Here is a 24,921-nt window from a genome sequence, read left to right on the forward strand (position 1 = left end):
CCTACAAGGTAGCTGCCGCGCCCACCCCGTCGCCGCTAGTCCGCCGCCTTGGCAGCACTGACGATCGGGTCGGTCTCGTCGTCGAATTCGCCGATGACCTCTTCGAGGAGGTCCTCCAACGCGACCACACCGATCGCCTCGTCGCCGCCGCAGACGACCGCGAGTTGTGAGCGTTCGTCGCGCATGGTCCGGATCGCCTTCGCCACCGGGGTGTTCTCGCCGAGTTCGAGCGCTGCCATCATCAGATCCGAGGCGCGGCTGCTCGTGTCGCCCGCGGTCGTCGCGCGGGCCGCGTCACGAACGTGGACGATGCCGCAAATCGTCGTACCAGAGCTGACGACTGCAAGTCGGGAGTGGCCCTCGCGGCGGCTGATCAGCTCGACCTCGCGCGCCGATGCAGACGCCGAGACCGTGGACAGCTCGGCGATCGGCGTCATCACCTGACCGACCGTGGTGTTCTGCAGGGCGAGCATCGCGGTCAGCAGTTCATGCTCAGGCTGCTCGAGCGTCCCGTGCTCTCGTGAGGACTCGACCAGCAGCCGGAGCTCGTCCGGGCCGTGTGCGTTGGCGATCTCGTTCTGGGGTGTGACTCCGACCAGCCGGACGCACAGATTCGCGAGCCAGTTGAGCACGATGAGCAGCGGCCGGAAGACCCACGTGAATCCGCGGAACGGCAGCGCCAGCACCAACGCCGACCGCTCAGGGTCGCTGATCGCCCACGACTTCGGCGCCATCTCGCCGAGCAGGACGTGCAGCAGACCGATCCCGCCGACCGCGATGATCAGCGCGATCACATGACCGACGCCCTCGGGTACGTGCGCCAGTTCAAAGAGTGGGTGCAGCAGATGCGCGACGGCGGGCTCGCTCAGCGAACCGAGGCCCAGCGTGCACAACGTGATCCCGAGCTGCGCGCCAGCAAGCATCAGCGACAGTTCGCTGACGCCGGCGATCGCGGCCCGTGCCGCTCGGCTGCCGGACGCGGCGGCCTCCTCGAGCCGGTGCCGTTTCGACGCGACCAGCGAGAACTCGGCTGCGACGAAGAACCCGTTCAGCGCCAGCAGTACGGCGGAGATGACCAGAGCCCACGTCGTACTCATGCCGTCCGCTCCATCAGCACGATCCCGGGCACCCGGCGCTCGACGGTCTGCACCGCGAGCCGCACGTACTCAGCAGGGATCGGACGGCCGTCATGATCGATCCGCTGCGGCAGCTCGACGACCAACTCGTCGCCGACCATCGGGAGACGACCGAGCCGCGCCATCACCAGACCGGACACCGTCTCGTAGTCGTCGCCCTCGGGCAGTTGTACGCCGGTTGCCTCCTCGACCTGGTCGAGCCGCCACCTGGCCGGGACCACCCACGACCCGTCGCCGCCCTGCACCAGACCGGTCTCCGGCAGGTCGTCCTCGTCCCGGATCTCGCCGACCAGTTCCTCGGCGATGTCCTCCAGCGAGACGATCCCAGCGAAACCGCCGTACTCGTCGACGACGATCGCGAGCTGACGGCGGGCGACCCGGAGCCGCTCGAGCACGCCAGGCAGCGGCAGGGTGGCCGGTACAACGACCGCGGGCGACGCCAACGAACCGACCGCGATCGCGGCCCGGTCGGCGGGCTCCAGCTCGACCACGTCGCCGATTGCGACCACGCCGATCACCTCGTCGACCGAGTCGCCGATCACCGGGAACCGGCTGTGCCCCGTGTCTTGCAGCTCGACCACCCGGGTCAGCGGCTCGTCGCGGTGCATGGTGACCACGTCGACCCGCGGGACCATCGCCTCACCGGCGGTCCGGCCGCGGAAGTCGAGCCCGCGGTCGAGCAGTCGCATGGTGTCCTGGTCCAGCAGTCCTTGCTCGTACGACGTCTCGATGATCCGGTCCAGCTCCTGCGGGGTCGCGCCCTGCGGCAGCTCCTCGACCGGCTCGATACCGACCCGGCGGAGGATCCGGTTCGAGGCCGAGTCGAACAGGTGGATGATCGGGCCGGCGATGGTCAGGTACATCAACGTCGACCGGGACAGCCGCAGCGCGATCGCCTCGGCCTTCGCGATCGCCAGGTTCTTCGGCGCCAGCTCACCGAGCACCATCTGGATGATCGTTGCCAGCAGCAACGCCAGGATCACCGAGACCGACACGCTCACAGCTTTCGGGACCCCCGCCGCACCGAGCAGATCCTCCAGACCAGCACCGAGGTACGGCTCGGCGAAATATCCGGCCAGCAGGGCGGTGATGGTGATGCCGACCTGCGCACCGGACAGGACGAACGACAGCCGCGACGTGACCTTCAGAGCCCGGGCCGCGGCCGGGTCACCGTCCTCGGCCCGCGTCTTCAGCCGGCTCCGGTCCACCGCGACGTACGCGAATTCCTGGGAGACGAAGTAGCCAGTGGCAACGGTCAGCACCAGGATCAGGCCCAGACCGGCCAGGATCAACATGGTCCGAGCCTATGAGAACTCCGGCCGCCGGAGTACTGCGGGGCTTACCTAGACGGCTTCCAGGGGACGACCTCGCCGTCGCGGATGAGTTCGCCGTACTGCGCCGGGGCGACGTGGTCGGACAGGATCAGGTCGGCGATCGGCTGTACCGCGTCCGCCGGAGACTTGGCGTCGCTGAAGTCCTCGAACCACGGCCGGGAGGCGCGCGTGTCGACCAGCCCTGGGCAAACGGACGCGACCAGCGTGCCGGCTGCGAGATCGCGGGCGCGGCGTTCGTTGGCGACCGCCCGTACCGCGGCGACCTGAGCGACCTTCGACGGGAGGTTGATCCACTCCGGCCAGCCCTGGTCCGTCGCCGTACCGTCGTGCACCGCGGTCCGCCATTCCTCGACGACCTTCTCCACGTCCTCCAGCGACGCGTCGTCGAACCGCGGCCACAACGCCGCCGGCAACTGCTCCAACGTCCCCAGCGAACTGGCCACCACGATCAGCCGCCCGCCCGGCCGCAAGATCGGCCCGAAGGCCCGCAGCATGTACTGCGCCCCGAGGTTGGCCACGTCCACGAACTCGTCGATCTGCTCGACGGGCTCCTTCCCCGGCTCCAACGGCCCCACAGCGTTGGACACCACGAAGTCCACTCCGCCAAGCTCGGCCGCCAACTGCTCTACGGCCGCCCGGTCGGTCACGTCCAGCACGCGTCCTTCGACCTTCGCGACGCCGTGCACGCGAGCGGCCGCTTCAGCGACCCGCTCCGGGTTCCTGCCGGTCAGGAGGACCAGGTCCTCCGGGTTCATCCTGTTCGCCAGCTCTTCTACCAATGCATATCCGATGCCTTGATTGGCGCCGGTCACCAGTGCGATGCGTTGTTCTGTCATGTGGCCAACGTAGGTCGGCCGGTGGTATGACTCCAGCGAAAGTTCGGCATAGGTGGTATGCGTAGATGTCATGGACTTCACCGACGTCTCACTGGTTGCCCTCAGGGTGTTCCGGGAGGTGGCCGAACGCGGCACGTTCACGGCCGCGGCGTCCGCGCTCGGATACACGCAATCGGCCGTCTCCCGGCAGATCGCCGCCCTCGAACGTGCCGCTGGCAACCAACTCCTCGAGCGCCGCCGCGAAGGCGTCGCCCTGACCACGGCCGGCCAAGTGGTACTGCGGAACGCCGCAGCCGTACTCGATCAGCTCGACGCCACGGCCCGCGAGCTCGCCGGACTCCCGTTAGAGGGCGGGACGGTCCGGCTCGGCTGGTTCCCGAGCGCGGGCGCGGTCTTGTTGCCACGGGCAATTAGCGCGGTACGCCGTACACACCCGGCGATCACCGTGACGACACGGGAAGGTTCGACGCCGACGTTGGTCCGGGCGCTCCGGGCCGGCACGATCGACCTCGCGTTGATCGCGTCCGCGCCGCCGTTCCGGCCGCCGGACGCCGAGTCGCCTGCGCTCAAGTTGGAGACGCTGGCCGAGCGGAGTCTGCGGCTGGCGGTGCCGACCGGGCATGCGCTCGCGGCCCACGACTCGGTGGAGGTCGACGACCTGCGCGGTCAGCGCTGGATCGCCGGACCGGCGTCGAGCAGTGAGCTGTGGATGGGTGTCTGGCCGGGTCTCGATGAACGGCCGGTGATTGCGCACACGGTCCGCGACTGGCTGGCCAAACTCCATCTGGTCGCGGCCGGCGCGGGATTGACCACGATCTCCGCGTCGATGGCGTCGGCGGTGCCACCCGGTGTCCGGGTCGTCACGGTCCGGGGTGGTCCGCAGGAATTGCGCCGTACCATCCTCGCCCGGTTGCCCGGGAGGATGCCGGAGCCGGCGGCGCTACTGGCCGCTGCTCTCCGCGCTGCCGCCCTCGAGGTCAACCCGCCGAGCTGAGCCGTCCTGGGGCTGGACCGCTTGGGGGGCTGCTTGAGGCTGAGCCTGGGCTGCCTGCGGCTGGACGGGCTGGGCTTGGGGGGCCGTGACCTGCGGGGTCTCGTCGTCGTCGCTGTGCCGCGCCTTCTCGAATTCCTTCATCGCGCGGGCCGCGTTCTTGGTCAGCTCCGGCAGCTTCTTCGCACCGAACAGCAGCACCACGATGATCAGGATGACGATCCATTCGCCGCCTTCGGGCAGCGCGAGCAGTGACACCATGACAAGCCTTCTTTCGAGAATCCCCCACCACGGTACGCCGGGTTCCGAACCGTAGGGTGGGCCATATGTCACGAGTCCTTCCCGACCTGTTCGCGGCCGCGGTCCGCCGGGACGGCGGCGCCCCGTTCCTCACCTACTACGACGACACGAGCGGCGAACGGATCGAGCTGAGCGCGGTCACGACCGCGAACTGGGTCGCGAAGACCGCCAACCTGCTGGTCGACGAGTACGACCTGGAAACCGGCGAGACCGTCGCGATCGGCCTGCCGCCGCACTGGCTCGGCGTGGTCTGGGCCATCTCCACGTGGTCGGCCGGCGCATCGTTGACCAGCAAGACCGGCGACCTCGCGATCACCGGCCCCGACTTCAACGTCCGAGGCAACCGCGAGACCGTTGCCTCCGCCCTCCTCCCGCTCGGCGGCCGCTTCCGCGAACCTCTCCCGGACGGGATCCAGGACTACGGCGCGGAGGTCTACAACCACCCCGACGTCTTCGTCCCGTTCGACCCGCCGACGCCTACAACACCGGCGTACGACGAACTCACCCATGACGACCTGATCGGTACGGCGGAATCGGTCAGCGACCGGATCCTGGTCACGCGGACCCTGACCGACCGCCAAGGGCTGGGACTGCTGGTCGGCGTGATCTCCGGAGGTGGTTCGATCGTGCTCTGCCGCAACCTGGACCCCAGCAAGCTGGAGCGCCGGACGGCGGACGAGAAGGTCGACCGAGTTCTGGAGGGGTAAGCGTGCGGTTCGAGGGCAAGGTTGCGCTGGTCACGGCGGCGGCGCAGGGTATCGGGGCTGCGGTCGCGCGGCGGCTGGCGGACGAGGGCGCGTCGGTGGTGGTGACCGATCTGCAGGAGGACAAGCTCGGCGAGGTCGCTGCCGGAATCGGTGCGCGAGCACTTCCGCTGCGGGTCGACGTGACGAGCCGGGACGACGTTGATGCTGCGGTCGCGGCAGCGGTCGAGCGTTTCGGCCGGCTGGACGTGGTCGTGAACAACGCCGGCGGGTGCATCGTGCAGTCGGCGCCGGAGGACACGACCGACGACGACTGGCGCGCGCAGCTGGACCTGACGCTGGTCGGAGCCTCGCGGTGCATTCAGGCCGCGTTGCCGGAGCTGGTGAAGAACCGCGGCAACGTCGTCACGATCAGCTCGGTCAACGGACTCGCTGCCTTCGGCAACATCGAGTACTCCGCGGCCAAGGCCGGCCAGATCGCGATGACGGTCAACTACGCCGCTCGCTACGGCAGCCTCGGCGTCCGGTTCAATGTCGTTGCCCCCGGCACCATCCGGACGCCGAACTGGGACAACCAGCCGGACACACTGGAACGGCTCAGCAAGATGTACCCGCTCGGCCGCATCGGCGAGCCCGAGGACATCGCCGCCGCGGTCGCCTTCCTCGCCTCCGACGACGCCGCCTGGATCACCGGCCACACGCTCCCGGTCGAAGGCGGCGTACTCACAGGGCCAACCGTCCTCAACCCGGCCCTGTCGAAGAAGGAGTACCCAGGGCACTGAACAGCTGCTCGGCCTGCGCCTGGGCGCCGGGATCGCCCGTCGTGCGGTACAGGCCGCGGAGCGCATGGGCCTGTTCGAGTTTGTTGCCGAAGGCACCCCAATCCGCCGCCGCCCGCGCGAACCCGGCGGCCGCGGCCTCGGTGTCGCCGCGGTGTTCGGCGAGCAGCGCCTCGGCCGTCGTCGCCGAGTACTCACGCATCGGCAGCACCGGCTCCACGAAGTCCGCAAGCACAACACCGGCCTCGACGTGACCTGCGGCGAGCGCCGCCCGGATCAGCGACGGCAGCCGGGCATCGAACTCGAGGCTGCCGCGCAGATCGGACAGCGACCCGAGCAACCGCAGGATCTCCAGTACGCCGTCCCGGTCGCCGTCACCGGCCCGGGTGGTCGCTGCGGGAGATCCCGCGATGACGATCAGGTCCGGCCAGCCCGCATCCACTGCCAGCTGGAACGCCTCCTCGGCGGGGTCACGGGCGCCGGCAAGACCTGACTCGACGTGCGCCACCGCCAGCGCCGACAGGACCTCGATCCGCCGCAGAGTGGTGAACGCCGGTCCTGGGTGCTCGAGTTGGGCCTGGCATGCCGCGATGGCCTCGGCCGGGCTGCCCGTCTCGATCGTCAACTGCAGGACGGTACAGCTGATCTGCTGCTCCATCTCGGCCAGCCGGCGCCGGGCGGCGAACTCGCGAGCGGTGTCGAGTTCCCCCAAGGCGACCACCGGTCCCTCGATCTGCCACAGCATCCAGCCGTAATTCAGCCAAACCACCGCCGCATCGCGTCCTCGTCCGAGCTCGAGCAGCGCGGCCAAAGCCTCCTTGACGTCGACCAGTCCGCCGGTGTCACCCTGGCTGACTCGGGCGAGCCCCCGCGATTCCAGTGCCCGGTGCGGTACGTCGTACCCGTGCTCGGCAGCCATCCGCAGGGCACGGTCCGCCGAGACGATCGCATCCTCACGACGGCTCGCCACCAGCCGGATGCTCGCCTGCCCGGCGAGCAACTGCACGAGGTCCTCGCTCGGCCCGAGCTCCTCGAGCATCGCGACCGCCCGGTCGACCGTCGCCAGGCTCTCCTCCATGCTGTTCCGCGCGTACGTCGACGCACGGAGAGCGAGGGCGAGTCCACGGACGTCGCCGGACGCCTCGAATCCGGCGATGGCCTCGAGGTAGGCGGTCCGCGCGTCGTCGAGCCGTCCGGCCAGGAACGCCGCCCAGCCCCAGCGCGTCAGGATCGCCGGACGTTCCGGATCCCCGGCCGGGGTGAGGCCGAGCGCGCGATCGAGCAGGGCCATCGCCTCACTGGTGTCGAGGTCCATCGCCAGCTCGGCAGCCATCAACTGGTAGTGGCGGGCCCGTGGGGCGATCGTCGTGACCGCGTCCGTGTCGCCGACCGCGGCGGCCAGATCGAGTGCGGTGGTGAGGTGGTACGCGATCAGGTTCGGGGTCTCTGCCTGACAGGCGGCGCAGCGCAGCTCGAGCCAGTCGGCGGCAGCGAGGTGCCGTGTCGACCGAGCCGTGCGCGGCACCTGGCTGTAGGCGACGTCGCGGGTCAGTGCATGCCAGAAGGTGTATTCGTGCTGGCCCAGCATCGACGACCGCCGGACCGGCCGCACCAGCTCCTTGCGGGCCAGCTCCTGCAGTGCTTGGACGACCTCCGCCAGGTCGCGGCCGGACAAGGCAGCGACGGCTTCGGCCCAGAACACCCGGCCGACCACGGCGGCATCCGCAAGCAGTGCCTTGCGATCGGGTTCGAGCGTGTCCAGCCGAGCCGCGATGAGCGCGGCGATGCCCGCGGGCAGCTCGGCCGAGGCGGCTTGGTCCGGGCCGCAGTCGGTCACGATCCGGGCGAGTTCTTCGGCATACAAGGGATTGCCGTCGGCACGCCGTACCAGGCGCCGTCGGATCTCCGCGGGCACGTCCTGACCGGCGAACCTCCCGCTGAGGAGTTGATCGGTCTCGTCCGCCGTCAGCGGCGAGAGGCCGAGGGTGAGGGCGTTCTGGACCCCGCGGGTCCACTGCGGTCCGCGTTCGAGCAGCTCGGGGCGGGCCGTGACGACGACCAGCAGCGGCAGGTCGGTCAGCCATTCGGCCAGGTGATCGACGAAGCCGAGCATCGCGTCCGTCGCCCAGTGCAGATCCTCGAACACCAGGACCACGGGCGACTGCTCGGCGAACGACTCCAGCAGTTGCCGCCAGGCCGCGAACGACTCCTCCTGGGTCGCCGACCCCGGCTGCGCGGACCGGTCGGCGCCGACCAAAGGCCCGACCCGGGCCCGCAGCCAGGCACGGTCCGCGCCATCCGGCACGATCGCGTCGAGCTTGGCCACGGCCTGCGCCGGCGGGTCGGTGTCCAGGATCCCGGCCTGGACCTTGAAGATCTCGGCGATCGGCCCGAACGGCGTCTCGCCGTACGGCAGCGATCGGCCTTCGCGCCAGGTGACGAGCTCGTCGTGCTGATCCAGCCAGGCGCCGAACTCCGCGACCAGGCGGGACTTGCCGATGCCCGGCTCGCCGAGCAAGGTGACGAACTGCGGCACCCGCTCCGCGACGGCCTTCTCGAACGCGGTGCACAGCAGGGTGAGATCGCGCTGCCGGCCGACCATCGGCGTACTGAGGTCGCGGATCACGTCCGCACCGAAGCGCGCCCTCGGCGGGCCGGCCTGCCAGCGTTCGACGGGGTGGCTGATTCCCTTGGCCACAACGGGTTCCAGGGCTTCGTAGCCGAATACACGGCTGGTCGCCGCGTGCGTGCCGGGCCCGGCCACCACCGCGCCGACCGGCGCCGACGACTGCAGCCGGGCGGCCATGTTGACCACCATGCCGGTGACGAACGGCTCGCCGAGCTCGGGTCGCGCGGTCAGCTGGACCAGCGCCTCACCGGTCTCGATGCCGATCCGGACCTCCAGCGGCCCGTCCCGCAGCTCGGCCACCGCGTCGAGGATCGCCAGCCCGGCCCGGACTGCCCGCTCCGCGTCGTCCTCCCGCGACCGCGGTGCGCCGAACACGGCCAGGATGGCGTCTCCGGCGAACTTCTCGACGGTCCCGCCGTACCGCTCGATCGTCTGCCGCAGCGTCGAGTGGTACGGCGCCAGCCAGCGGCGAACGTCTTCGGGGTCGGCGGATTCGGACGCGGTGGTGAAGCCGACCAGGTCGCAGAACAGCACCGTAACGACCTTGCGCTCCTCGGTCATCGCGCCCCCAAGGACATTCGAGCCGATCGGCTCAGCTCTCGGACTCGAGGCTGCGGATCCGGGCGGTCAGGGCCTTCAGCAGGGCCTGGGCGACGTCCGGGTTCTCCTTCACCACCGGCTCGAACGCCAGCGCGGACAGCGCGAACGTACTCAGGCCGTCCGGCCCGGCCACCACGGTCGCCGACCGCGGCAGGCCGTCGATCAGCGAGATCTCACCGAAGTAGTCCCCCACCTTCAGCGGCTCGCGGACGACGCCGTTGACCTCGACGTCGGCCGAGCCTGCCAGCACCACCTGCAGGCCGGCATCGTTGGCGCCCTGCTCGACCACATGGCTGCCGGCCGGGACCTTCAGCGTGGTGCCACGCTCGATCAGGTCGGACAGGGTGTCCTTGGACAGTCCTTCGAAGAGGTCGATCTTCGCCAGAAACGTCGGCAGGCTCTCGTAACTCATGGATCGCACCCCTCGATCGGTGCCCGGCGCACGGGCAGCTCAGTGAACTGCGCCACAGGCTACAGCCGGTGCGGATCGCCGACCACGATTCAGGCTTTCGGCCAGGCTTCCCACGCGGTGGCGAACATGTCGTCGACCGTGTAGGTGTTCTTCCAGTCCAGGTCGCGGGCGGCGAGGTCGCCATTCGCGACGACGCGGGACGGGTCGCCCGGCCGGCGTGGGCCTTCGGTCGGGGTGAAGTCGATACCGGTGACGCGGCGGGCTGCGTCCATGATCTCGCGGACCGACGTACCCGTGCCGCTGCCCAGGTTGTAGACGGGCTCGAGGGTCTTACCGGACTCCAGCGCGCGGGCGGCAGCCACGTGCGCGCGGGCCAGATCGGCTACGTGTACGTAGTCCTTGACCGACGTACCGTCCGGGGTCGGGTGGTCGGTGCCGTAGATCTGCGGCACCTTTCCCTGCGTCAACAGGTTGCAGACAATCGGGAACAGGTTGTACGGGCTGGCGTCATACACCGTCGGATCGCCGGACCCGACCACGTTGAAGTAGCGCAGCGAGGTGTGGTGCAGCTCGACCGCGGCGGCCTGGTCACGAAGCAGCCACTCGCCGATCAGCTTCGATTCGCCGTACGGCGACTGTGGGTCGGGCTGCGTCTGCTCGGTGACCACCTCGTCCTTCGGCGTCCCGTACACACCGGCGCTCGACGAGAAGACGACGTTGCGGATCTCCTTCTCCGCCATCGCTTCCAGCAGCGACACCATCGCGGTCACGTTCTGCGTGTACGTGTGCAGCGGGCGGTCCACCGACACCCCGGCGTACTTGAACCCGGCCAGGTGGACGACCCCGTCGACCCCGTCCAGCGCTTCGCGCACCGCCGTACCGTCCAGCAGGTTCGCCCGCACGAACGGCACCCCGTCCGGCACGAACTCCGCCTTCCCACTCGACAGGTCGTCGATGACAACCACGTCGATCCCGTCGTTCCGAAACGCCCGCACCACATGCGCCCCGATGTACCCCGCACCGCCAGTAACAAGCCAAGTCATGTCTCTGATCCTGCCATCGCCACCCCACCAGAACCCCACAAACGGGCCGAACCTGCACCAACTAGCAGACAGTTCCCAGCCAGAAGTAAGCCAACCCGGTGATCGCGGACAGCTCGACAGGAGGTGTCGGCCCCCGGCCGCCGGCCGCACGCTCACACAACCGCCGCCGGCGCCTCAGTGGACGTATACGTACTGTCGAGCTGACACAAGGATGCGTGCAACCTAGGAGATCGTCGCCAACCAGAAGTAGGTGAGGTCGGTCCAGACGACCTCGGCCGGCGCCACATCTGCCGCGAACTGGTCCCGCGACGGGAAGTTCTTCAGCACCTCGAACGCACGTCCGTCGGAGAGCCTCCGGGCCACGGCCAGGGTCTCGTCGTTCAGGTCGGTGGCGAGCACCGATCGCGCGGTGGTCGCCAGGGCAGTCGTCCAGAAGCCGGTGCCAGCGGCAACTTCCAGGACCGCGCGGCGAGATCGTCCATCTCGGCAACCTCCAGGTGTTCTCGGAGGTCCGGGCGACCCAAACGTCAGAACTTAGCAGCTAGCTCCGCACCACCGCGCGGATTTTCGGAGTGAGTAGGAAGGCGCCGGCGTAGAGGAGGGCGGCGATGATCAGGAGGCCGTGGAAGCCGATGATCAGGGCGGCGTATTCGAGGCAGCCGCCGAGCATGGCGCCGAGGAGGTTGGCGCCGAAGGAGGCTGTGCCGTCGGCTGTGTCGGTGAAGCGTTTGGCGAAGATCACGTTCGCGGCGAAGATCGGCGTGAACGCGATCAGCACCGCGACCAGCGCACGCAACCCGACCGGCATCCCGAGCAGCCAGCTGTCAGGGAAGACCCACGACAACGCCAGCCCGCCGAACAGGACCGCGAACATCACCTTGACCGGTGGTGTCTTGAACCGTCTCGTCACTTCGACCGCGGCAAGCACGGCCACCAGCACCCCGGCGAACACGATCGCGTTCACAACCCACGTCGTACCGAACAGCAACGCGAACCCGGTGATGCTCTTCGTCTCCAGCAACATGAACCCGGCCCCGAGCAGGAACAGGTCCGCGTACGGCCGCATCCGCCGGTACGACGACCCGCCGCCGGCGATCCCGACCCCGATCAGACCCGCGACCAGGACCAGCCCGAGCGTGATCAGATACAGCGACGGGATCCGGTCGGTGAAGAGATAGAGGAACGGACGGTTGTCCGTGGCCGGCGGCGGCGTGATCGCGGCCGGACCGGGCCACTCCGCGGCGCAGGTCTGGTCCTGCTCGGTCAGTCCGACCGTCACGACCGCCTGCTGCAGACCGTCACCGATCTTGTCCACGCACGGCTTGTGCCCGAACGCCTCCTGCGCGGTCGATGCGAGCCGGTCGATCAGCCAGGTCTCACGGTAGTAGTTGTACATGGCAAACGCCCCACCCGGATTCAGGTGGTCACGAGCGGACTCGAAGGCCTGCTTGGTGAACAGGTAGCTCTCCAGCCGCAGCGAGCTCGCGCCGTTCACCAGCGTCAGCGAGTCCGGCAGCGCCAGCAGGATCATGTCGTACTTCTTGTCCGTCCGGGACAGGAACGCCCGCCCGTCGTCGATGTGCGACGTCACCCGCGGGTCCTGGTACGGCCGGTCCGGGTTCAGCTGCTTGCCGAGGTCGCGGATCCGCGGGTCGATCTCGACCGCGTCGACGTGCGTCGCGCCCTTCTTCAACGCGATCGCCACGTCCGACCCGGAGCCGGCGCCGATGATCAGCACGTTCTTCGGCGTCTTGCCGGTGGTCGCCCGCTCGTACGGCAGCCCGTACTGCGGCTCCCACTGCAACCGCGCGTCCGCCGGGATCGCCTGCTGGTGCGGTACGCCGTTCACCGTGATCGTCAGCAGCGGAACACCTTCGAAGGTGTACTGCTTGGTCTGCACCTTGTAGTACGGCGACCAACTGTTGTCCGCCTTGGTCGACTCGTGGAACAGCACCCCGAGCATCACCAGCAGCGGCGCGAGCACCATCGCGGCACTCAGCCCAGTCGCGACCAGCTTGCGACCGGTCCCGGACGACCGCGGGATCATCAGTACGCCGAACATGATCGTGACGATCAGGCCCCACCAGACCGGCGGCGCACCCAGGAACGACAGCCCGGTGAAGGCCACGATCCCGGCCAGGCTGCCGATCAGGTCGAAGCGGTACGCCGTCAGTCGCGGCAACTCGGAGAAGCAGCGGCCGACCAACTCGGCCGGACCTGCCAGCACCACCGCGGCGGCGACGAAGATGATCGGCAGGATCACCCAGGTCGGCGGACCGGTCGTGTTCAAGCTGGTGAAGTAGATGACGCTCGACGAAGTACCCCGGTTGACCGTGACCGGTTTCCAGGCGATCACCAGGACCAGCAGGCCCAGCATGATCGGCGAGTAGTACGGCAGCCGCTTCGCCCGACCGGAACGCAGTACCCCGATCCCGATACCGAGGAACGAGCCGAGCAGCACGAAGTTCGAGAAGTAGCTGAGGTGGACGACGTTCGAGCCGGTCCAGCGGATCAGCGCCAGCTCGGTGAAGAGCATCAGCGCACTGGACGCGACCAGCCGGGTCCGGACCCCGAACGGGCTCGGCCAACTGGGGACGGTCATGCGGTCAGTAGAAGAGTCGACTGCCATGCGGGGCGACGTTACCGGATATCGGAGTGGTGTGCGTCACCCCGCAGGCACCCAATACGCAGCGTCAGTTGCGGCGGAGCGGCTTCGGGAGTTCGCAGCCGGCCTTGTTCAGGTCAATGGCGCGCGTCGCGGTCAGGCAGGTGTAGAGCCAGGCGGTCTGCTGGCCGTACGCCGCACCTTGCTCGACGGTCACGTTGCCGTCGGCGTCCACCTCACACGGGTTGTTGACCGTGCAGCGCTCGCCGTCCTCGTTACCGGTGTTGTTGATGCCGATGACCTCGCCGGTCGACGTGCTCACGACGGGCGATCCCGACGTACCGCCGATCGTCTCGCAACCGGGCTGCTGGTACTTGATCGAGTTCTGCCAGGTCCAGTCACCCTCGCGGAGCTGCGGGATGGTCGCCTGCACCGAGCAGGTGTAGATCCGCTGCCAGTAACCGGACACGACCGCCATACCGACGCCGTTCTCCGGGCCTTGCTTGGCCAGCGTCAGCGGGTCGACGTTCAGCCGGCTCTTGATCGAGGCGTAGGTCTCGTTGACCTCGTAGACGATCATGTCGGTCTTGGTCATCGTGCCGAACAGGATCTTGTCGGCGCGGACCGTACCGGCCCGGCTCGCGTCCGGCTTGAGCAGCGTGATCGACCGGGTCGACGTCTTGTTCACCAGCACCTGGCCGGGATTCAGGAACCCGCCCTCGTAGCAGTGCCCATTGGTGAGTACGAGCGCCTTGTCGGTGCTGACCGATTCGGCGTACCGGACGAGGGACGCGGAGCAGTTGCTCAGGGCTGCGATCCCGGTGAAGTCGGCGCCGGGTGCTGCTGCCTGGGCGGAGGTGGTGCCGAGGAGGGTTGTGGTCGCGACCGCGGTAGCGGCCAGGAGTGTACGGAACAGTTTCATGGGGCGGTGTCCTCACTGGTTGTACTTGGAGGACTTCGTAACGCAATCTCCTGCCGGTCACCATCACAGTTCCGTGAAACCGGCTGTCCACAGGGTCAGAGCAGGGGTTTTCCTGCGCTCCGTGTCGAGACTGCTACTCTTCGTCTCCGGATCCGCCCAGGGTCGAACCATCCGTGTGCCCGGCACGTCGTACCAATCGACGGTTGGAGCACAAGGTAGCGTCGGCTTCAGCCGCCCCCTGTACGGAGAACGGAAGGACGTCATGCCGCAGGAGAAACCAGACCTGCGCAATCTCCGCGAGCCGGTCCGGTTCAAGCGGGCGCTGGCACTTTTGCTGATGACGCTGATCCTGCCCGGGTCGGCGCAGATCGTCGCGGGCAGCAGGCGGGCCGGTCGCTGGGTCTGGCGGGTGGTTGCCGGCCTGATCGCGATCGTGGTCTTCCTGGTCGTGCTCGGCCTGATCTGGCGCTCGGGGACGATCAACTTCCTGGCCAGGCCGGGAACGCTGCGGCTGGTGCAGATCATCCTGATCGTGCTCGCGATCGGCTGGGCCGCGCTGTTCATCGACGCGTACCGGATCGCGCAGCCGCTGACTCTGGAGCGCAACCACCGGCTGATCACCAGCATCCTCGACGGCGTGATGATCTTCGTCGTCGTCGGCGCCCTGGTCTACGCCAGTGTGATCGTGAACACCCAGCGAGACTTCGTCGCCAGCGTGTTCGGCAGCGGGAAGTCGTCGAAGGCCGAGAAGGGCCGCTACAACGTCCTGCTGATGGGCGGCGACTCCGGCGCGGACCGGATCGGCACCCGGCCGGACAGCATGACCGTGGCCAGCGTGAACGCCGACACCGGCCGTACTGTTCTCATCGGCCTGCCGCGGAACCTGGCCAAGGTGCCGTTCCCGGCCGGTACGGCGATGGCCAAGCAGTTCCCGAACGGGTTCATCTGGAACAAGTGCGCCGCCGAGTGCCTCTTGAACGCGGTCTATACGTACGCCGCTAACCACAAGGCCCTCTTCCCCGGCGACCCGAATCCGGGCGAAACCGCGACCACACAGGCGATCGAGGCCGTCACCGGGCTGAAGATCAACTACTTCGTGCTGATCGACCTGGCCGGCTTCCGCGACCTGCTGAACGCGGTCGGCGGGATCACCCTGGACATCGGCAAGCGGGTCCCGATCGGCGGCGGCAGCTCACCGATCAAGGGCTACATCGAGGCCGGCAAGAATCAGCACCTGGACGGCTATCACGCGCTCTGGTTCGCCCGGTCCCGGGCCGAATCGTCGGACTACGAGCGGATGGCCCGGCAGAAGTGCGTGATGTCCGCGATGCTGAACCAGCTGTCCCCGTCGACCGTGCTGACCAAGTTCCAGGGCATCGCCTCGGCCAGCAAACAGGTGGTCAAGACCGACATTCCGGCCGGTGAACTGGGCACCTTCACGGACCTCGCGCTGGACGCGAAGAAGCTACCGGTGTCAAGCTTCTCCGCGGTCCCGCCCTTGATCCACACCGGCGACCCGGACTTCGCGCTGATCCGTACCAAGGTCGCCGAGGCGATTGCGAAGTCCGAATCGCTGGACAAGGGCGGCTCAGGAGGAGACGGTAAGAGTTCGACCACTCCGCGTAGTACCAGCAGCACGACCAAGAAGCCGAGCACCAGCACCACGAAACGGTCACCGTCCAGTACGGCGACAACCTCACCGACAACACCCGCCACCGGCGTCGACGACGTCGCATCGATCTGTAAGGCCTGACCTGATATGCCGCTGTCCCACTGGCCACCCGTGTCCGTCGTGATGCCCGTGCTGAACGAGGAACGTCATCTCGAGGAGGCGGTCGGACGCGTCCTCGAGCAGGACTATCCGGGTGACCTGGAGGTCGTCCTGGCGATCGGCCCGAGCAAGGACCGCACCCAGGAGATCGCGGACAAGCTGGCCGAGAAGGACCATCGGATCAGCATCGTGCCGAACCCGACCGGCAAGACCCCGGCCGCGCTGAACGTCGGGATCGCCCACGCCAAGCACGACATCCTGGTCCGGGTCGACGGGCACGGCGCGCTCACCGACGGCTACATCACCCGCGCGGTCGAGGTGCTGGACGAGAGCGGTGCGGACAACGTCGGCGGCGTGATGGCGGCCGAGGGCCGGACCCCGACCGAGATGGCGGTCGCCTGCGCGTACCGCTCCCGGCTGGGTCTCGGCGCGTCCACGTTCCACCAGGGCGGCAAGGCCGGGCCGGCCGACACCGTGTACCTGGGCGTCTTCAAGCGGGCCGCGCTCGAGCGGGTCGGCGGTTTCGACGAGACCATGCACCGCGCGCAGGACTGGGAGCTGAACTACCGGATCCGCAAGACCGGCGGCCTGATCTGGTTCACCCCGGACCTGTCCGTCACCTACCGGCCGCGCTCGTCGCTGTCCGCGGTGGCGCAGCAGTTCTTCCACACCGGTCAGTGGCGCCGTGAGGTGATCCGCCGGCACCCGGAGACCGCCAGCAAGCGCTACCTGGCCCCACCGGTCGCGGTCATCCTGCTCGCCGTCGGCACCATCCTCGGCATCGTGGGCCTGGCCACCGGCGTCAGCTGGCTAGACCTCGGCTTCCTGGCCCCCCTGGGGTACGCCGTACTGCTCCTCGCCGGCTCCGCCGTAGAGGGCCGCTACCTCCCCTGGCGCGCACTCTTCTGGATGCCCCTCGTCTGCGCCACCATGCACGTCTCCTGGGGCCTAGGCTTCCTAGTAGGCCTCCGCGAACAACCAAAGACCGTCTAGCTCCGGGTTGATTTCAGGTAGGCCTGGATTACGTCTTCTACGGGGCCGTCCAGTTTTAGGACGCCGGCGTCTAGCCAGAGGGCTCGGTTGCAGGTTTCCTGGACTACCTCGAGGCTGTGGCTGACCAGGAAGACGGTGCCGGCCTGGTCGCGGAGTTCCTTGATCTTGCGCTCGGACCTGATCCGGAACTCGGCGTCGCCGGTGGCCAGGGCCTCGTCGACGAGCAGGATGTCGTGCGTCTTCGCGGACGCGATCGCGAACTTCAGCCGCGCCGCCATTCCGGTGGAGTACGTCGACATTGGCAGGTCGATGAAGTCGCCGATCCCGGAGAAGTCGACGATCTCGTCGTACCGGCTCTGCACCTCGGCCGGGGACATGCCCATCGCGAGGCAGCCGAGGACCACGTTGCGGTCGCCGGTGAGGTCGTTCATCATCGCCGCGTTCACGCCGAGCAGCGACGGCTGCCCGCCGGTGTAGACGGCCCCGGCCGCGGGCGGCAGCAGGCCGGCGATCGCGCGCAGCATCGTCGACTTGCCGGACCCGTTGCGGCCGATCACGCCGATCGCGTCGCCCTTGTACGCGGTGAAGCTGACGCTCTTGACTGCGTGTACTTCGCGGATCGTCGGCCGGTCCTGCCGTTTCAGGATCCGCCGGAGCGCGGTGGCCGCCGTACCCTTGCCGCCTTGCCCGGCGATCACCTTGTAGATGATGTCGAGTTTGTCGGCGATGACCGTCGGTTCAGCCCCAGAATCAGCCACGGCCATAGCGATCCTCCGCCCGCCAGAAGTACCAGAATCCGGCGGCCAGCATCACGAACGACCAGACGATCGCGATCGTCCAGGCGTGCGGCAGCTGGTTGCGCTTGTGCTCCTCGAGCAGCGATCGACGGACGATGTCGATGTACGCCGAGATCGGGTTGAACGCGAGCACCTGGACCACCCAGCTCGGTGCGTGCAGCTGCTCGAGCTTGTACGGCAGCGAGAAGAAGATCCCGGACGCGTACAACCAGGTCCTGGTGACGAACGGCAGCAGCTGGGTGATGTCGGAGACGAACGTCCCGATCCGCGCGAAGACGAGCGTGATGCCGATGTTGAACATCATCTGCAGCACCATCGCCGGAGCGATCAGGAACCAGCGCCACTGCGGCCCGTCGGTGAACCCGACCACCACGAACAGGATCGCCAGCGACACCAGCATCTGGTTCAGCTCGTTCAGCACGTAGGCGAGGGGGAGAGTCGCGCGCGGGAAGTGCAGCGTGCGGATCAGCGAGAGGTTCAGCGCGAGTGAGCGCGAGCCCTCGGTCATGCAGCGCTGGGTGAACGTGAAGACGAAGATCCCGCTGAGCAGGAACGCGACGTAGTTGTCGATCCCGTTCTTGGTGCCGAGCAGGACACCGAACGCGAGGTAGTACACCGCGGCGTTGAGCAGCGGCGTCAGCACCTGCCAGATCGAGCCCAGACGGGCGCCGGCGTACATGGCGTAGGTGCGAGCTGTTGCGTAGCTGAGGACGAACTGGCGACGGCTCCACAGCTCGCGCAAGTACGAGCCGAGCGGCGGTCGGATCGAGCTTTTGGAGAGTCCGTAGCGTTCGGCCAGCACGGCGGGGTCGGTGACCCCGGTCGGCTCTGCGGCGGTCGGCATTGCGTTAATGTACTGCGCTGCGTGATCCGTTCGTGACGCAGGTCAGTCGACTAAGCGGGCTCTCAGGTTCGCGAGGTCCTCGCTGGTAAGACCACCGTGCCGCAGGTATGCCTCCGCACCGCCGTACTTCGTGTCCAGGTGCCGCAGGATCGCGACGATCGACTCGGCCCGGGTGTCGCGGAACTCGATCAGCTCCGGATGCTTCGACGTATCGGGCTCCTCGGCCAACTGCTCCGCCAGCCAGGGCGCGAGCCGCTCCTGAGTACGGAAGTAGTCGGCCACGATCGCTTCCTCCGGTACGCCGACCACGCTGAGCGCGAGCGCGACCACCATGCCGGTCCGGTCCTTGCCGCCGTGACAGTGCACAACCACCGCACCGTCCGGCTCGTCCGCGATCGCCTTCACCGCGGCCGCGAACAGCTCGGGTCGCCGATCGAGCATCCACGTGCACGTCTCGACGATCGTCGGCAGATCGGGATCGGCCGGATCCTGCAACGCCTGGCGCACCGCCAAGGGCGTCCCGGTGAACGGCGTCGGCCACCCCGCAACCTCGTCGTCACCCCGCAGATCCACAATCCGACTCACCCCGGAACGCCGTACCGCTTCAACGCCCTCATCGGTCAGATACTGCAGACTGTCCGACCGGATCAGCACGCCTTTCCTAACCACCCGCCCATCAGCCGTCGGCAACCCACCGACATCCCGAACGTTCCGACACCCCGCCCAGTCGAGATCCATCACTGCCTCCGATCCTGCGGGCGGTCCGGATTCGGTCCTGGGTTGTACGGCGGAGGTGGCGGGAAGGTCTGGTTAGGTGGCTGAGGGTAGCCAGGCGGCGGATAGTTGCCGGGGGCACCTGGCTGCGTGGGGAAGGTGGTCGTAGGCCGGTTGCGGCGACTCTTGCGGACCAGCCAGATGACGAGGAAGACGACGCCGAGGCCGACGAAGATCAGGAACGAGAAGATGGTGCCGAGGATCGACAGCACGAACGACACGATCGACGACTTCGGCCCGGCGGCGTACGTCGCACTCGTCGCGTCGTCCGTACACGAGATGCTGTAGACCCCGGCCGGCACCGTGTTCACCGACCGCGCGACGACGTACCAGCTGTCGCCGTTGATCGTGATCGTCTCCGACCCGGACGGATGCTTCAGCGGTACGTCGTTACCGTCGGCGTCCTGTGCCTTGCACGGCGGAGCCAGCACCGGGACGGAGGAGTAGATCGTCAGCCCCTTGTCCTTCAGCTCGACCCGCCCGAACTCGATCGGCTGTGGCGTCCGCGGCGCCGTCACGACGATCCGCCAGACGAAGAACCCGACCAGCACCGCACCGATCACGAAGCAGGCGATCGCGATCGCGGGCAGAATCGACTTCTTCGGCGCCGCAACAGGCCCGCCGGGCTGCATGCTCATGCCCGAACGCTACCTGCTACGAGGGCTGCCGGGTCAGCGTCAGATCGTCACAGTAGCCAAACCCTGCGCCGGCTCGGGTGAAGCAGTAGACCGTCGCTGTCGTCGTACTCGGGCCGGTGGTAAAGGTCGCGCTGCCGCCGCGCCAGGTCGTGTTGACGAAGGCCGGCGCCCGCACCTCCGACGTACCGCCGAAGGCCTTCGCGCCGATCACGAGCTCCGTGTCGTAGGCGGACACCCTTCCCCAGCCGGAGAGCACGTACGTCGTGTTGGGTTGAACGGGGACGACCTGCTCGGCGCTCGCCTGGGACGGACCGAGCTTCAGGCTGTCCGCACCCCCGTGGACAGTGTCCGTGGCGACGAAGGCTCGCCCGGCCGTCACGCTCCAACCGGAAGTGCCGGATTCGAAGCCTCCGTTCTGGACCAAGTTCGTGCCGGCGCAAGACGTGTCGTCGAACGTCGAGCGCTGATGGAACCCGACGTCCGGCCTGCACTTGACCGGGACCAGACCGCCGAAGTAGTCCTTGGGACTCGAACCCACCAGGTTCAGCCCAGTCCGCAGAGCCGGCGATCCTGATCCCAGCTTGTAGCCGTCCGGTGCCCAGCTGCCCGGCGCGACCAGCAAGGGGTTCGCGATCGACTTGTAGGGATCCGTCGGCTCCGACGACGGATGGGTTCCGTAGTAGAGGTTTCCGCGGAACACGTAGTTCGCGACCTGGTCGTAGCCTCCGCTGCCGAGGTTGTAGATCAGGTTGTTCGTCCACGTCGCCTTGGTGGAACTCGAACCGTTGTCCTCGATCACCTTCGTCGCCGATCCGCTCGGGAGGTAGAACGTGTTGCCGTAGATCTGGGCCGCGCTCTCACCCGCGGCGTACAGAATCCGGGACTTGTCGTTGATCGAGAGGTTGTAGCGCACGATCGTCCCGGACGTGCTCCAGCCGCTGGAACACCCACAGAACAAGACGAATCCGCCTTCGTTGTCGTGGCTGAAGTTGTACTGGAAGACGACGCCCCGGTTCCCGCCGTCGGAGTCGAACGCCATCCCGTCGTTGCAGCACGGCCGACGGACCCGGTAGACCTCGTTGTACTGCACAACGGTCCGGTCGCTGTTGATCGTCCAGATGCCGGCGTTGTTACCCGCCGAACGCATCCAGATGTCGTACGCCGTGTTGTGCTCGACGACCGCGTCGGCTCCGATCCGCAGAACGATCCCATCTCCCCCGATGTCGTGGATGAGATTGTTCCGGAAGACGACGCCCGTGTTCGCGGTCCAGGCCGGCCCGGAAGTACACGCGTAGATCGCCCGGCATCCCCAGCTCGACGAGGTGGTGAGTCCCTCTCGATCGACGTGGAAGATGTCGGAGTTCTCGACGGTGACGTCGTTGAAGTGCGTGGGTGTCGTCGTACCGCTGACCCGGAACTGGATCCCGTTGCTGTTCTTGGTGTCGCCGCCGTTGACGTCGTGCACGTAGACGTTGTCGACGACGTAGTGCGACCCGGTGCCGAGGTCGGCGATCTCGACCAGGATGCCGTTCCGCTCGGCGACGGACGCGCCCTGGTTGGTCACCTCCAGAGTGCGGATCTCCCAGTACTGGACGTTGTAGAGGTGGACCGCGGCATAGACCGTTCCGCCGCCGGCGATGACCGGGCGCGCGCTTCCCGTGCCGTAGGCGTCGACCGTGATCGGCGCGGAGGCGGTTCCCGATCCCGTCGGCTTCAGCTGACCGGCGCAGGTCGCGCCCCGGGCGAAGAGCAGCTTGTCTCCGGGTACGAACGCGTGCGCGTTGACTGCCGCGAGAGAGTTCCACGGCGAGGTCTGGCTGCCACTGCCACCCGTTGCTGCCGAACAGTCGACGTAGTACAAGGACCCCGCCGCCGACGCGTTGACGCAGGTGAGCGCCGAGGCGACAAAGAGAACCACGAATGCCAGCGCGAGCTTCAGTCTCATCCTGAACACCTCCGAAGACAGGTCACCACGAGGCCCGGCCGCGGCGCGCCGATTCGGACAAAAGACGACACGTCCTCACGTATCGTCCTGGGAGCATGAGCCAGCTTCTGGGGTCGCAGCGCAGGGAGCTTCTGGTCAAGTGGATCGAGCGCACCGGCTCCGTGTCCGCCCTGGAGGCGGCGACCGCGCTGGGAGCGAGCGTCCGGACCATTCAGCGGGACATCCACGAACTCTCGACGACAGGACGGCTGGCCCGCGTCCATGGTGGCGCTGTCGGGGTCGGCCGGCGCGATCCCGTCCGAGCGCAACTGCGGCTGGGGATCCTGGTGCCGACCCGGGGATACTGCTTCGACGCTGTCCTGGCCGGCGCCGAACAGGCGGCGGCCGCGAGTGGTTGCACCTTGGTGGAAGCGGACTACGACTACACCGATGAGCTCGCGGCAGCGCGGTACGCGCGGATCACCAGCCTGAAGCTCGACGGACTACTCGTCACTCCGCACCTGCCGGCGGCGACCTGGGGTCAGCTGTGCCACACCGACGTACCGGTTGTGCTGATCGAGCGCCCCTGGGAGCTCGACTGGGTTCGGGACCTCGACCCGGCGACCTCCGTTGCCGCCGCCCGGTCTCCCGTGGACCACGTGTTCACCGACCATCAGGCCGGAGCGGTGCTGGGCCTGGATCACCTCGCCGCCCTCGAGCACCGAACCATCCACTGTCTGATTCGCGATACTCCGACCGCACCGGCCTTGCTCCGGACGACATCGGCGTACGCGGAGACGATCGCCCCGACCCGTGGCATGACGCTCGGGATCACCCGATTGGGACGGTCCTCCGACCAGCACGGCGTACTGACGAGCGCGCTGGAGGAGCTCTTCCACCACCAGAAGCCCACCGCGCTCTTCGTGCACACGGACGAGGATGCGGTCGCCGCCCAGGAGTTCCTTCGGGCCCGCGATGTCGACGTCCCCGGCGACGTGTCGATCTTGTCGTACGACGACGGGCTACCCAGCAACCCGGCCGGCGGCCTGAGTGCGATCGCGCCGGATCGGATCGCGCTCGGCCGACGCGCCGTCGAGATGATCGTCGATCGCCTCAGCAGCAGAGGGCAGCACAACCACGAAGTCCACCCACCCACCAAACTCGCCATCGTCCCTCGGCTGCACCAGCGAGCAACGACTACGGTACGCCGAGCAGCCTGAGGCCGGCTGCGGTTGCGGCGGCGGCTACGACGACCAGCACGAACGGCGCCTTGCGCCAGGCCAGCACACCGGCCACCAGTACTCCGGCCGGCCGCGCGACCCCGGCCGGACCGTGGCCCTGGGTCAGGGCGGACGTTGCGACCAGGGCGGTCAGTAGGACGATCGCGGCCGCGGCGAGCAACTGCTGCGCTCGCTCCGGCACCTCGAACCGGCTGCGCAACGCCGGCCCTGCGAACCGCAGGGAAAAGGTGCCTACGGCAAGCACTCCGATACCGACCAGCATCAGCACGTTCACGACGCCACCTCCAGGGCGGGCTTTTCGGCGCGGTAGAACAGCAGCCCGCCCAGGGCGAGCAGCACAGGTACTCCGGCCGGCAGGAACGGCGTCGCGGCCAGCGCGACCACGGCGGCGACCAACGCCGGCGTACGGATCGAACGGTCGCGAAGGGCGGGCAGGACCAGCGCCAGCAGGACCGCGGGGAAGGCCGCGTCGAGTCCGAAGACGTCCGTGTCGGTGATGATCGAGCCGGCGAGTCCGCCGATGACGACACCGATGTTCCAGCAGATGAAGATGCCGATGCCGCCGGCCCAGTACGCCGCACGCTTCTGCTTGAGCTCGTCCTGGCCCATCGCGAACGCGACGTTCTCGTCCGTCATCAGGTGGCTGCCCGGGAAGCGCCGCCAGCCGCCGCCGATCACGTCGCTGACCGCCAGACCGAACGCGACGTGCCGGGTGTTGACCAGCAGACCGGCGATCATCGCCGCGATCGGGCTGCCGCCGGCCGCGACGATCCCGACGAACAGGAACTGCGACGCACCGGCGAAGACCACGATCGAGAGCAGGATCGGCACCCACAACGGCAGGCCGCCGCCGACACTGATCGCGCCGTACGAGAGCCCGACGACACCGTCGGCCAGGCAGACCAGGCCGATGTCGCGGGCGAGTCCCCGGTCGAGTGTTCGCCATATCGAACGCATGGGCATTATGATGAACACCGATCACTCGTTCGTCAAGCCGAACAACCAGACCGCTATATCGAACCTGGAGCGAACACGCGATGGACAACAGGGCACCACTGGATGTGATCGCCGCATCCCTGCGCCGGCACCGGGCCCGCGCCGGGCTCTCCCTGACCGAGGTCGCGAAACGCGCCGGCGTCGCGAAGTCCACGTTGTCGCAACTGGAGTCCGGCACCGGCAACCCCAGCGTCGAAACCCTGTGGGCGTTGGCGGTTGCCCTCGACACCCCGTTCGCGGCACTGCTCGACCCGCCGCGCCCGAAGGTCCAGATCATCCGGGCCGGCGAAGGCCCGGCGATCTACTCCGACCAGGCCGACTACAGCGCCACCCTGGTCGCCTCGAGCCCGCCCAACGCCCGCCGCGACATCTACCGGATCGTCGCCTCCCCCGGTCCCGGCCGGAAGTCCGAGCCGCATATGCCGGGCGTCGTCGAGCACGTCGTCCTCGGCTCCGGTCGCGCTCTGATCGGACCGCTCGACGACCCGGTGGAGCTCAGCCCCGGTGACTACATCGCCTACCCCGGCGACCTGCCGCACATCTTCCAGGCACTCGAGGAAGGCACGGCGGCCACGCTCGTTTCCGAGCATGTGTAACGTTAACCGCTCACCTCTGGACATCTCCAAGCACTTCTGCGCATCATCAACTCGAG

24 protein-coding genes are annotated in these 24,921 nt (G+C 68.0%); 7 read left to right on the plus strand and 17 right to left on the minus strand.

What is annotated here, in order from left to right; genetic code table 11:
* Positions 1–35: 35 nt before the first annotated feature.
* Genes EV650_RS32750 through EV650_RS32760 form a run of 3 tightly spaced genes read right to left on the minus strand, consistent with a single transcriptional unit; the run spans position 36 to position 3,306 of the window.
* Positions 36–1,097: a hemolysin family protein gene (locus EV650_RS32750; RefSeq protein WP_134123035.1), complete on the minus strand. Its 1,062-nt coding sequence runs from the start codon at positions 1,095–1,097 to the stop codon at positions 36–38.
* Positions 1,094–2,431 (minus strand): hemolysin family protein, encoded by a 1,338-nt coding sequence (locus tag EV650_RS32755; RefSeq protein ID WP_134123036.1) that lies wholly within the window; start codon positions 2,429–2,431, stop codon positions 1,094–1,096. Before EV650_RS32755 ends, EV650_RS32750 begins: the two co-directional genes overlap by 4 nt.
* A gap of 44 nt (positions 2,432–2,475) precedes the next feature.
* On the minus strand, positions 2,476–3,306 hold the full coding sequence (locus tag EV650_RS32760) for an SDR family NAD(P)-dependent oxidoreductase (protein ID WP_134123037.1): 831 nt from the start codon (positions 3,304–3,306) through the stop codon (positions 2,476–2,478).
* 70 nt (positions 3,307–3,376) lie between these two features.
* Here EV650_RS32760 and EV650_RS32765 point away from each other — a divergent pair, with 70 nt between their 5' ends.
* Positions 3,377–4,300 carry a LysR family transcriptional regulator gene (locus tag EV650_RS32765; protein WP_134123038.1) on the plus strand — a complete coding sequence of 308 codons (924 nt, stop codon included), beginning with the start codon at positions 3,377–3,379 and terminating at the stop codon, positions 4,298–4,300.
* On the opposite strand, the gene EV650_RS32770 is transcribed toward EV650_RS32765, so the two are convergent.
* Entirely contained in the window at positions 4,247–4,558 is a 312-nt protein-coding gene (locus EV650_RS32770) for a twin-arginine translocase TatA/TatE family subunit (RefSeq protein WP_134123039.1), read from the minus strand. The genes EV650_RS32765 and EV650_RS32770 overlap by 54 nt on opposite strands.
* 65 nt (positions 4,559–4,623) lie before the next feature.
* On the opposite strand from EV650_RS32770, the gene EV650_RS32775 reads away from it, so the two are divergent.
* Together EV650_RS32775 and EV650_RS32780 are read left to right on the plus strand one after the other, a co-directional pair.
* Positions 4,624–5,304, plus strand: a complete 681-nt coding sequence (locus tag EV650_RS32775; RefSeq protein WP_134123040.1) for a TIGR03089 family protein — start codon at positions 4,624–4,626, stop codon at positions 5,302–5,304.
* 2 nt (positions 5,305–5,306) lie between these two features.
* Positions 5,307–6,083 carry an SDR family NAD(P)-dependent oxidoreductase gene (locus EV650_RS32780; RefSeq protein ID WP_134123041.1) on the plus strand — a complete coding sequence of 259 codons (777 nt, stop codon included), beginning with the start codon at positions 5,307–5,309 and terminating at the stop codon, positions 6,081–6,083.
* On the opposite strand, the gene EV650_RS32785 is transcribed toward EV650_RS32780, so the two are convergent.
* The 6 genes from EV650_RS32785 to EV650_RS32805 all read right to left on the minus strand — a co-directional run bounded on the left by EV650_RS32785 (position 6,043) and on the right by EV650_RS32805 (position 14,291).
* Complete coding sequence (locus EV650_RS32785; RefSeq protein WP_134123042.1) at positions 6,043–9,270, minus strand: ATP-binding protein; 3,228 nt, start codon at positions 9,268–9,270, stop codon at positions 6,043–6,045. The two genes, EV650_RS32780 and EV650_RS32785, sit on opposite strands and share 41 nt — an antisense overlap.
* Before the next feature lie 31 nt (positions 9,271–9,301).
* Positions 9,302–9,721, minus strand: coding sequence for a cyclic nucleotide-binding domain-containing protein (locus EV650_RS32790; RefSeq protein ID WP_134123043.1), 420 nt, complete (start codon positions 9,719–9,721; stop codon positions 9,302–9,304).
* Between the two features lie 89 nt (positions 9,722–9,810).
* Positions 9,811–10,764 (minus strand): UDP-glucose 4-epimerase GalE, encoded by a 954-nt coding sequence (gene galE / locus EV650_RS32795; protein WP_134123044.1) that lies wholly within the window; start codon positions 10,762–10,764, stop codon positions 9,811–9,813.
* Positions 10,765–10,986: 222 nt separating this feature from the next.
* Positions 10,987–11,163, minus strand: coding sequence for a hypothetical protein (locus EV650_RS40530; RefSeq protein WP_166678363.1), 177 nt, complete (start codon positions 11,161–11,163; stop codon positions 10,987–10,989).
* 142 nt (positions 11,164–11,305) lie between these two features.
* Positions 11,306–13,366 (minus strand): spermine/spermidine synthase domain-containing protein, encoded by a 2,061-nt coding sequence (locus EV650_RS32800; protein ID WP_238174632.1) that lies wholly within the window; start codon positions 13,364–13,366, stop codon positions 11,306–11,308.
* A gap of 91 nt (positions 13,367–13,457) precedes the next feature.
* Complete coding sequence (locus tag EV650_RS32805; RefSeq protein WP_134123046.1) at positions 13,458–14,291, minus strand: S1 family peptidase; 834 nt, start codon at positions 14,289–14,291, stop codon at positions 13,458–13,460.
* A gap of 262 nt (positions 14,292–14,553) precedes the next feature.
* On the opposite strand from EV650_RS32805, the gene EV650_RS32810 reads away from it, so the two are divergent.
* Positions 14,554–16,044 carry an LCP family protein gene (locus tag EV650_RS32810; protein ID WP_134123047.1) on the plus strand — a complete coding sequence of 497 codons (1,491 nt, stop codon included), beginning with the start codon at positions 14,554–14,556 and terminating at the stop codon, positions 16,042–16,044.
* Between the two features lie 6 nt (positions 16,045–16,050).
* The gene (locus EV650_RS32815) at positions 16,051–17,055 is read left to right on the plus strand and encodes a glycosyltransferase family 2 protein (RefSeq protein WP_134123048.1); all 1,005 of its coding nucleotides are present in this window, start codon (positions 16,051–16,053) and stop codon (positions 17,053–17,055) included.
* On the opposite strand, the gene EV650_RS32820 is transcribed toward EV650_RS32815, so the two are convergent.
* From EV650_RS32820 to EV650_RS32840, 5 genes are read right to left on the minus strand one after another with little or no spacing between them, the layout of a single operon-like run.
* Entirely contained in the window at positions 17,052–17,813 is a 762-nt protein-coding gene (locus tag EV650_RS32820; protein ID WP_202875143.1) for an ABC transporter ATP-binding protein, read from the minus strand. The two genes, EV650_RS32815 and EV650_RS32820, sit on opposite strands and share 4 nt — an antisense overlap.
* Positions 17,806–18,696, minus strand: a complete 891-nt coding sequence (locus EV650_RS32825; RefSeq protein WP_134123050.1) for an ABC transporter permease — start codon at positions 18,694–18,696, stop codon at positions 17,806–17,808. The genes EV650_RS32820 and EV650_RS32825 overlap by 8 nt, the downstream gene beginning before the upstream one ends.
* A 42-nt stretch (positions 18,697–18,738) precedes the next feature.
* The gene (locus tag EV650_RS32830) at positions 18,739–19,434 is read right to left on the minus strand and encodes a tyrosine-protein phosphatase (protein WP_134123051.1); all 696 of its coding nucleotides are present in this window, start codon (positions 19,432–19,434) and stop codon (positions 18,739–18,741) included.
* The gene (locus tag EV650_RS32835; protein ID WP_134123052.1) at positions 19,434–20,108 is read right to left on the minus strand and encodes a hypothetical protein; all 675 of its coding nucleotides are present in this window, start codon (positions 20,106–20,108) and stop codon (positions 19,434–19,436) included. Before EV650_RS32835 ends, EV650_RS32830 begins: the two co-directional genes overlap by 1 nt.
* Positions 20,109–20,124: 16 nt before the next feature.
* Complete coding sequence (locus EV650_RS32840) at positions 20,125–22,053, minus strand: right-handed parallel beta-helix repeat-containing protein (protein WP_134123053.1); 1,929 nt, start codon at positions 22,051–22,053, stop codon at positions 20,125–20,127.
* Between the two features lie 95 nt (positions 22,054–22,148).
* Between EV650_RS32840 and EV650_RS32845 the strand changes: the two genes are divergently transcribed.
* Entirely contained in the window at positions 22,149–23,252 is a 1,104-nt protein-coding gene (locus tag EV650_RS32845) for a substrate-binding domain-containing protein (protein WP_134123054.1), read from the plus strand.
* Here the strand turns inward: EV650_RS32845 and EV650_RS32850 are convergent.
* Positions 23,230–23,547: an AzlD domain-containing protein gene (locus tag EV650_RS32850; protein ID WP_238174633.1), complete on the minus strand. Its 318-nt coding sequence runs from the start codon at positions 23,545–23,547 to the stop codon at positions 23,230–23,232. The genes EV650_RS32845 and EV650_RS32850 overlap by 23 nt on opposite strands.
* Positions 23,544–24,230: an AzlC family ABC transporter permease gene (locus EV650_RS32855; protein WP_134123055.1), complete on the minus strand. Its 687-nt coding sequence runs from the start codon at positions 24,228–24,230 to the stop codon at positions 23,544–23,546. Before EV650_RS32855 ends, EV650_RS32850 begins: the two co-directional genes overlap by 4 nt.
* Positions 24,231–24,310: 80 nt before the next feature.
* On the opposite strand from EV650_RS32855, the gene EV650_RS32860 reads away from it, so the two are divergent.
* A complete protein-coding gene (locus tag EV650_RS32860; RefSeq protein ID WP_134123056.1) occupies positions 24,311–24,865 on the plus strand; it encodes a helix-turn-helix domain-containing protein in 555 nt (184 codons plus the stop codon).
* Positions 24,866–24,921: the final 56 nt, after the last annotated feature.

This window comes from Kribbella kalugense (assembly GCF_004365875.1).
GTDB classification, from domain to species: Bacteria; Actinomycetota; Actinomycetes; order Propionibacteriales; family Kribbellaceae; genus Kribbella; species Kribbella kalugense.

What these genes read in the sequence shown, in the direction of transcription:
- EV650_RS32790 (WP_134123043.1), bottom strand. Translation starts at nt 9,721, where the DNA reads ATGAGTTACGAGAGCCTGCCGACGTTTCTGGCGAAGATCGACCTCTTC.
- galE (WP_134123044.1), bottom strand. Translation starts at nt 10,764, where the DNA reads ATGACTTGGCTTGTTACTGGCGGTGCGGGGTACATCGGGGCGCATGTG.
- EV650_RS32755 (WP_134123036.1), bottom strand. Translation starts at nt 2,431, where the DNA reads ATGTTGATCCTGGCCGGTCTGGGCCTGATCCTGGTGCTGACCGTTGCC.
- EV650_RS32835 (WP_134123052.1), bottom strand. Translation starts at nt 20,108, where the DNA reads ATGAGCATGCAGCCCGGCGGGCCTGTTGCGGCGCCGAAGAAGTCGATT.
- EV650_RS32800 (WP_238174632.1), bottom strand. Translation starts at nt 13,366, where the DNA reads ATGACCGTCCCCAGTTGGCCGAGCCCGTTCGGGGTCCGGACCCGGCTG.
- EV650_RS32860 (WP_134123056.1), top strand. Translation starts at nt 24,311, where the DNA reads ATGGACAACAGGGCACCACTGGATGTGATCGCCGCATCCCTGCGCCGG.
- EV650_RS32765 (WP_134123038.1), top strand. Translation starts at nt 3,377, where the DNA reads ATGGACTTCACCGACGTCTCACTGGTTGCCCTCAGGGTGTTCCGGGAG.
- EV650_RS32815 (WP_134123048.1), top strand. Translation starts at nt 16,051, where the DNA reads ATGCCGCTGTCCCACTGGCCACCCGTGTCCGTCGTGATGCCCGTGCTG.
- EV650_RS32775 (WP_134123040.1), top strand. Translation starts at nt 4,624, where the DNA reads ATGTCACGAGTCCTTCCCGACCTGTTCGCGGCCGCGGTCCGCCGGGAC.
- EV650_RS32785 (WP_134123042.1), bottom strand. Translation starts at nt 9,270, where the DNA reads ATGACCGAGGAGCGCAAGGTCGTTACGGTGCTGTTCTGCGACCTGGTC.
- EV650_RS32840 (WP_134123053.1), bottom strand. Translation starts at nt 22,053, where the DNA reads ATGAGACTGAAGCTCGCGCTGGCATTCGTGGTTCTCTTTGTCGCCTCG.
- EV650_RS32830 (WP_134123051.1), bottom strand. Translation starts at nt 19,434, where the DNA reads ATGGATCTCGACTGGGCGGGGTGTCGGAACGTTCGGGATGTCGGTGGG.
- EV650_RS32770 (WP_134123039.1), bottom strand. Translation starts at nt 4,558, where the DNA reads ATGGTGTCACTGCTCGCGCTGCCCGAAGGCGGCGAATGGATCGTCATC.
- EV650_RS32825 (WP_134123050.1), bottom strand. Translation starts at nt 18,696, where the DNA reads ATGCCGACCGCCGCAGAGCCGACCGGGGTCACCGACCCCGCCGTGCTG.
- EV650_RS32760 (WP_134123037.1), bottom strand. Translation starts at nt 3,306, where the DNA reads ATGACAGAACAACGCATCGCACTGGTGACCGGCGCCAATCAAGGCATC.
- EV650_RS32810 (WP_134123047.1), top strand. Translation starts at nt 14,554, where the DNA reads ATGCCGCAGGAGAAACCAGACCTGCGCAATCTCCGCGAGCCGGTCCGG.
- EV650_RS32845 (WP_134123054.1), top strand. Translation starts at nt 22,149, where the DNA reads ATGAGCCAGCTTCTGGGGTCGCAGCGCAGGGAGCTTCTGGTCAAGTGG.
- EV650_RS32855 (WP_134123055.1), bottom strand. Translation starts at nt 24,230, where the DNA reads ATGCGTTCGATATGGCGAACACTCGACCGGGGACTCGCCCGCGACATC.
- EV650_RS32805 (WP_134123046.1), bottom strand. Translation starts at nt 14,291, where the DNA reads ATGAAACTGTTCCGTACACTCCTGGCCGCTACCGCGGTCGCGACCACA.
- EV650_RS32750 (WP_134123035.1), bottom strand. Translation starts at nt 1,097, where the DNA reads ATGAGTACGACGTGGGCTCTGGTCATCTCCGCCGTACTGCTGGCGCTG.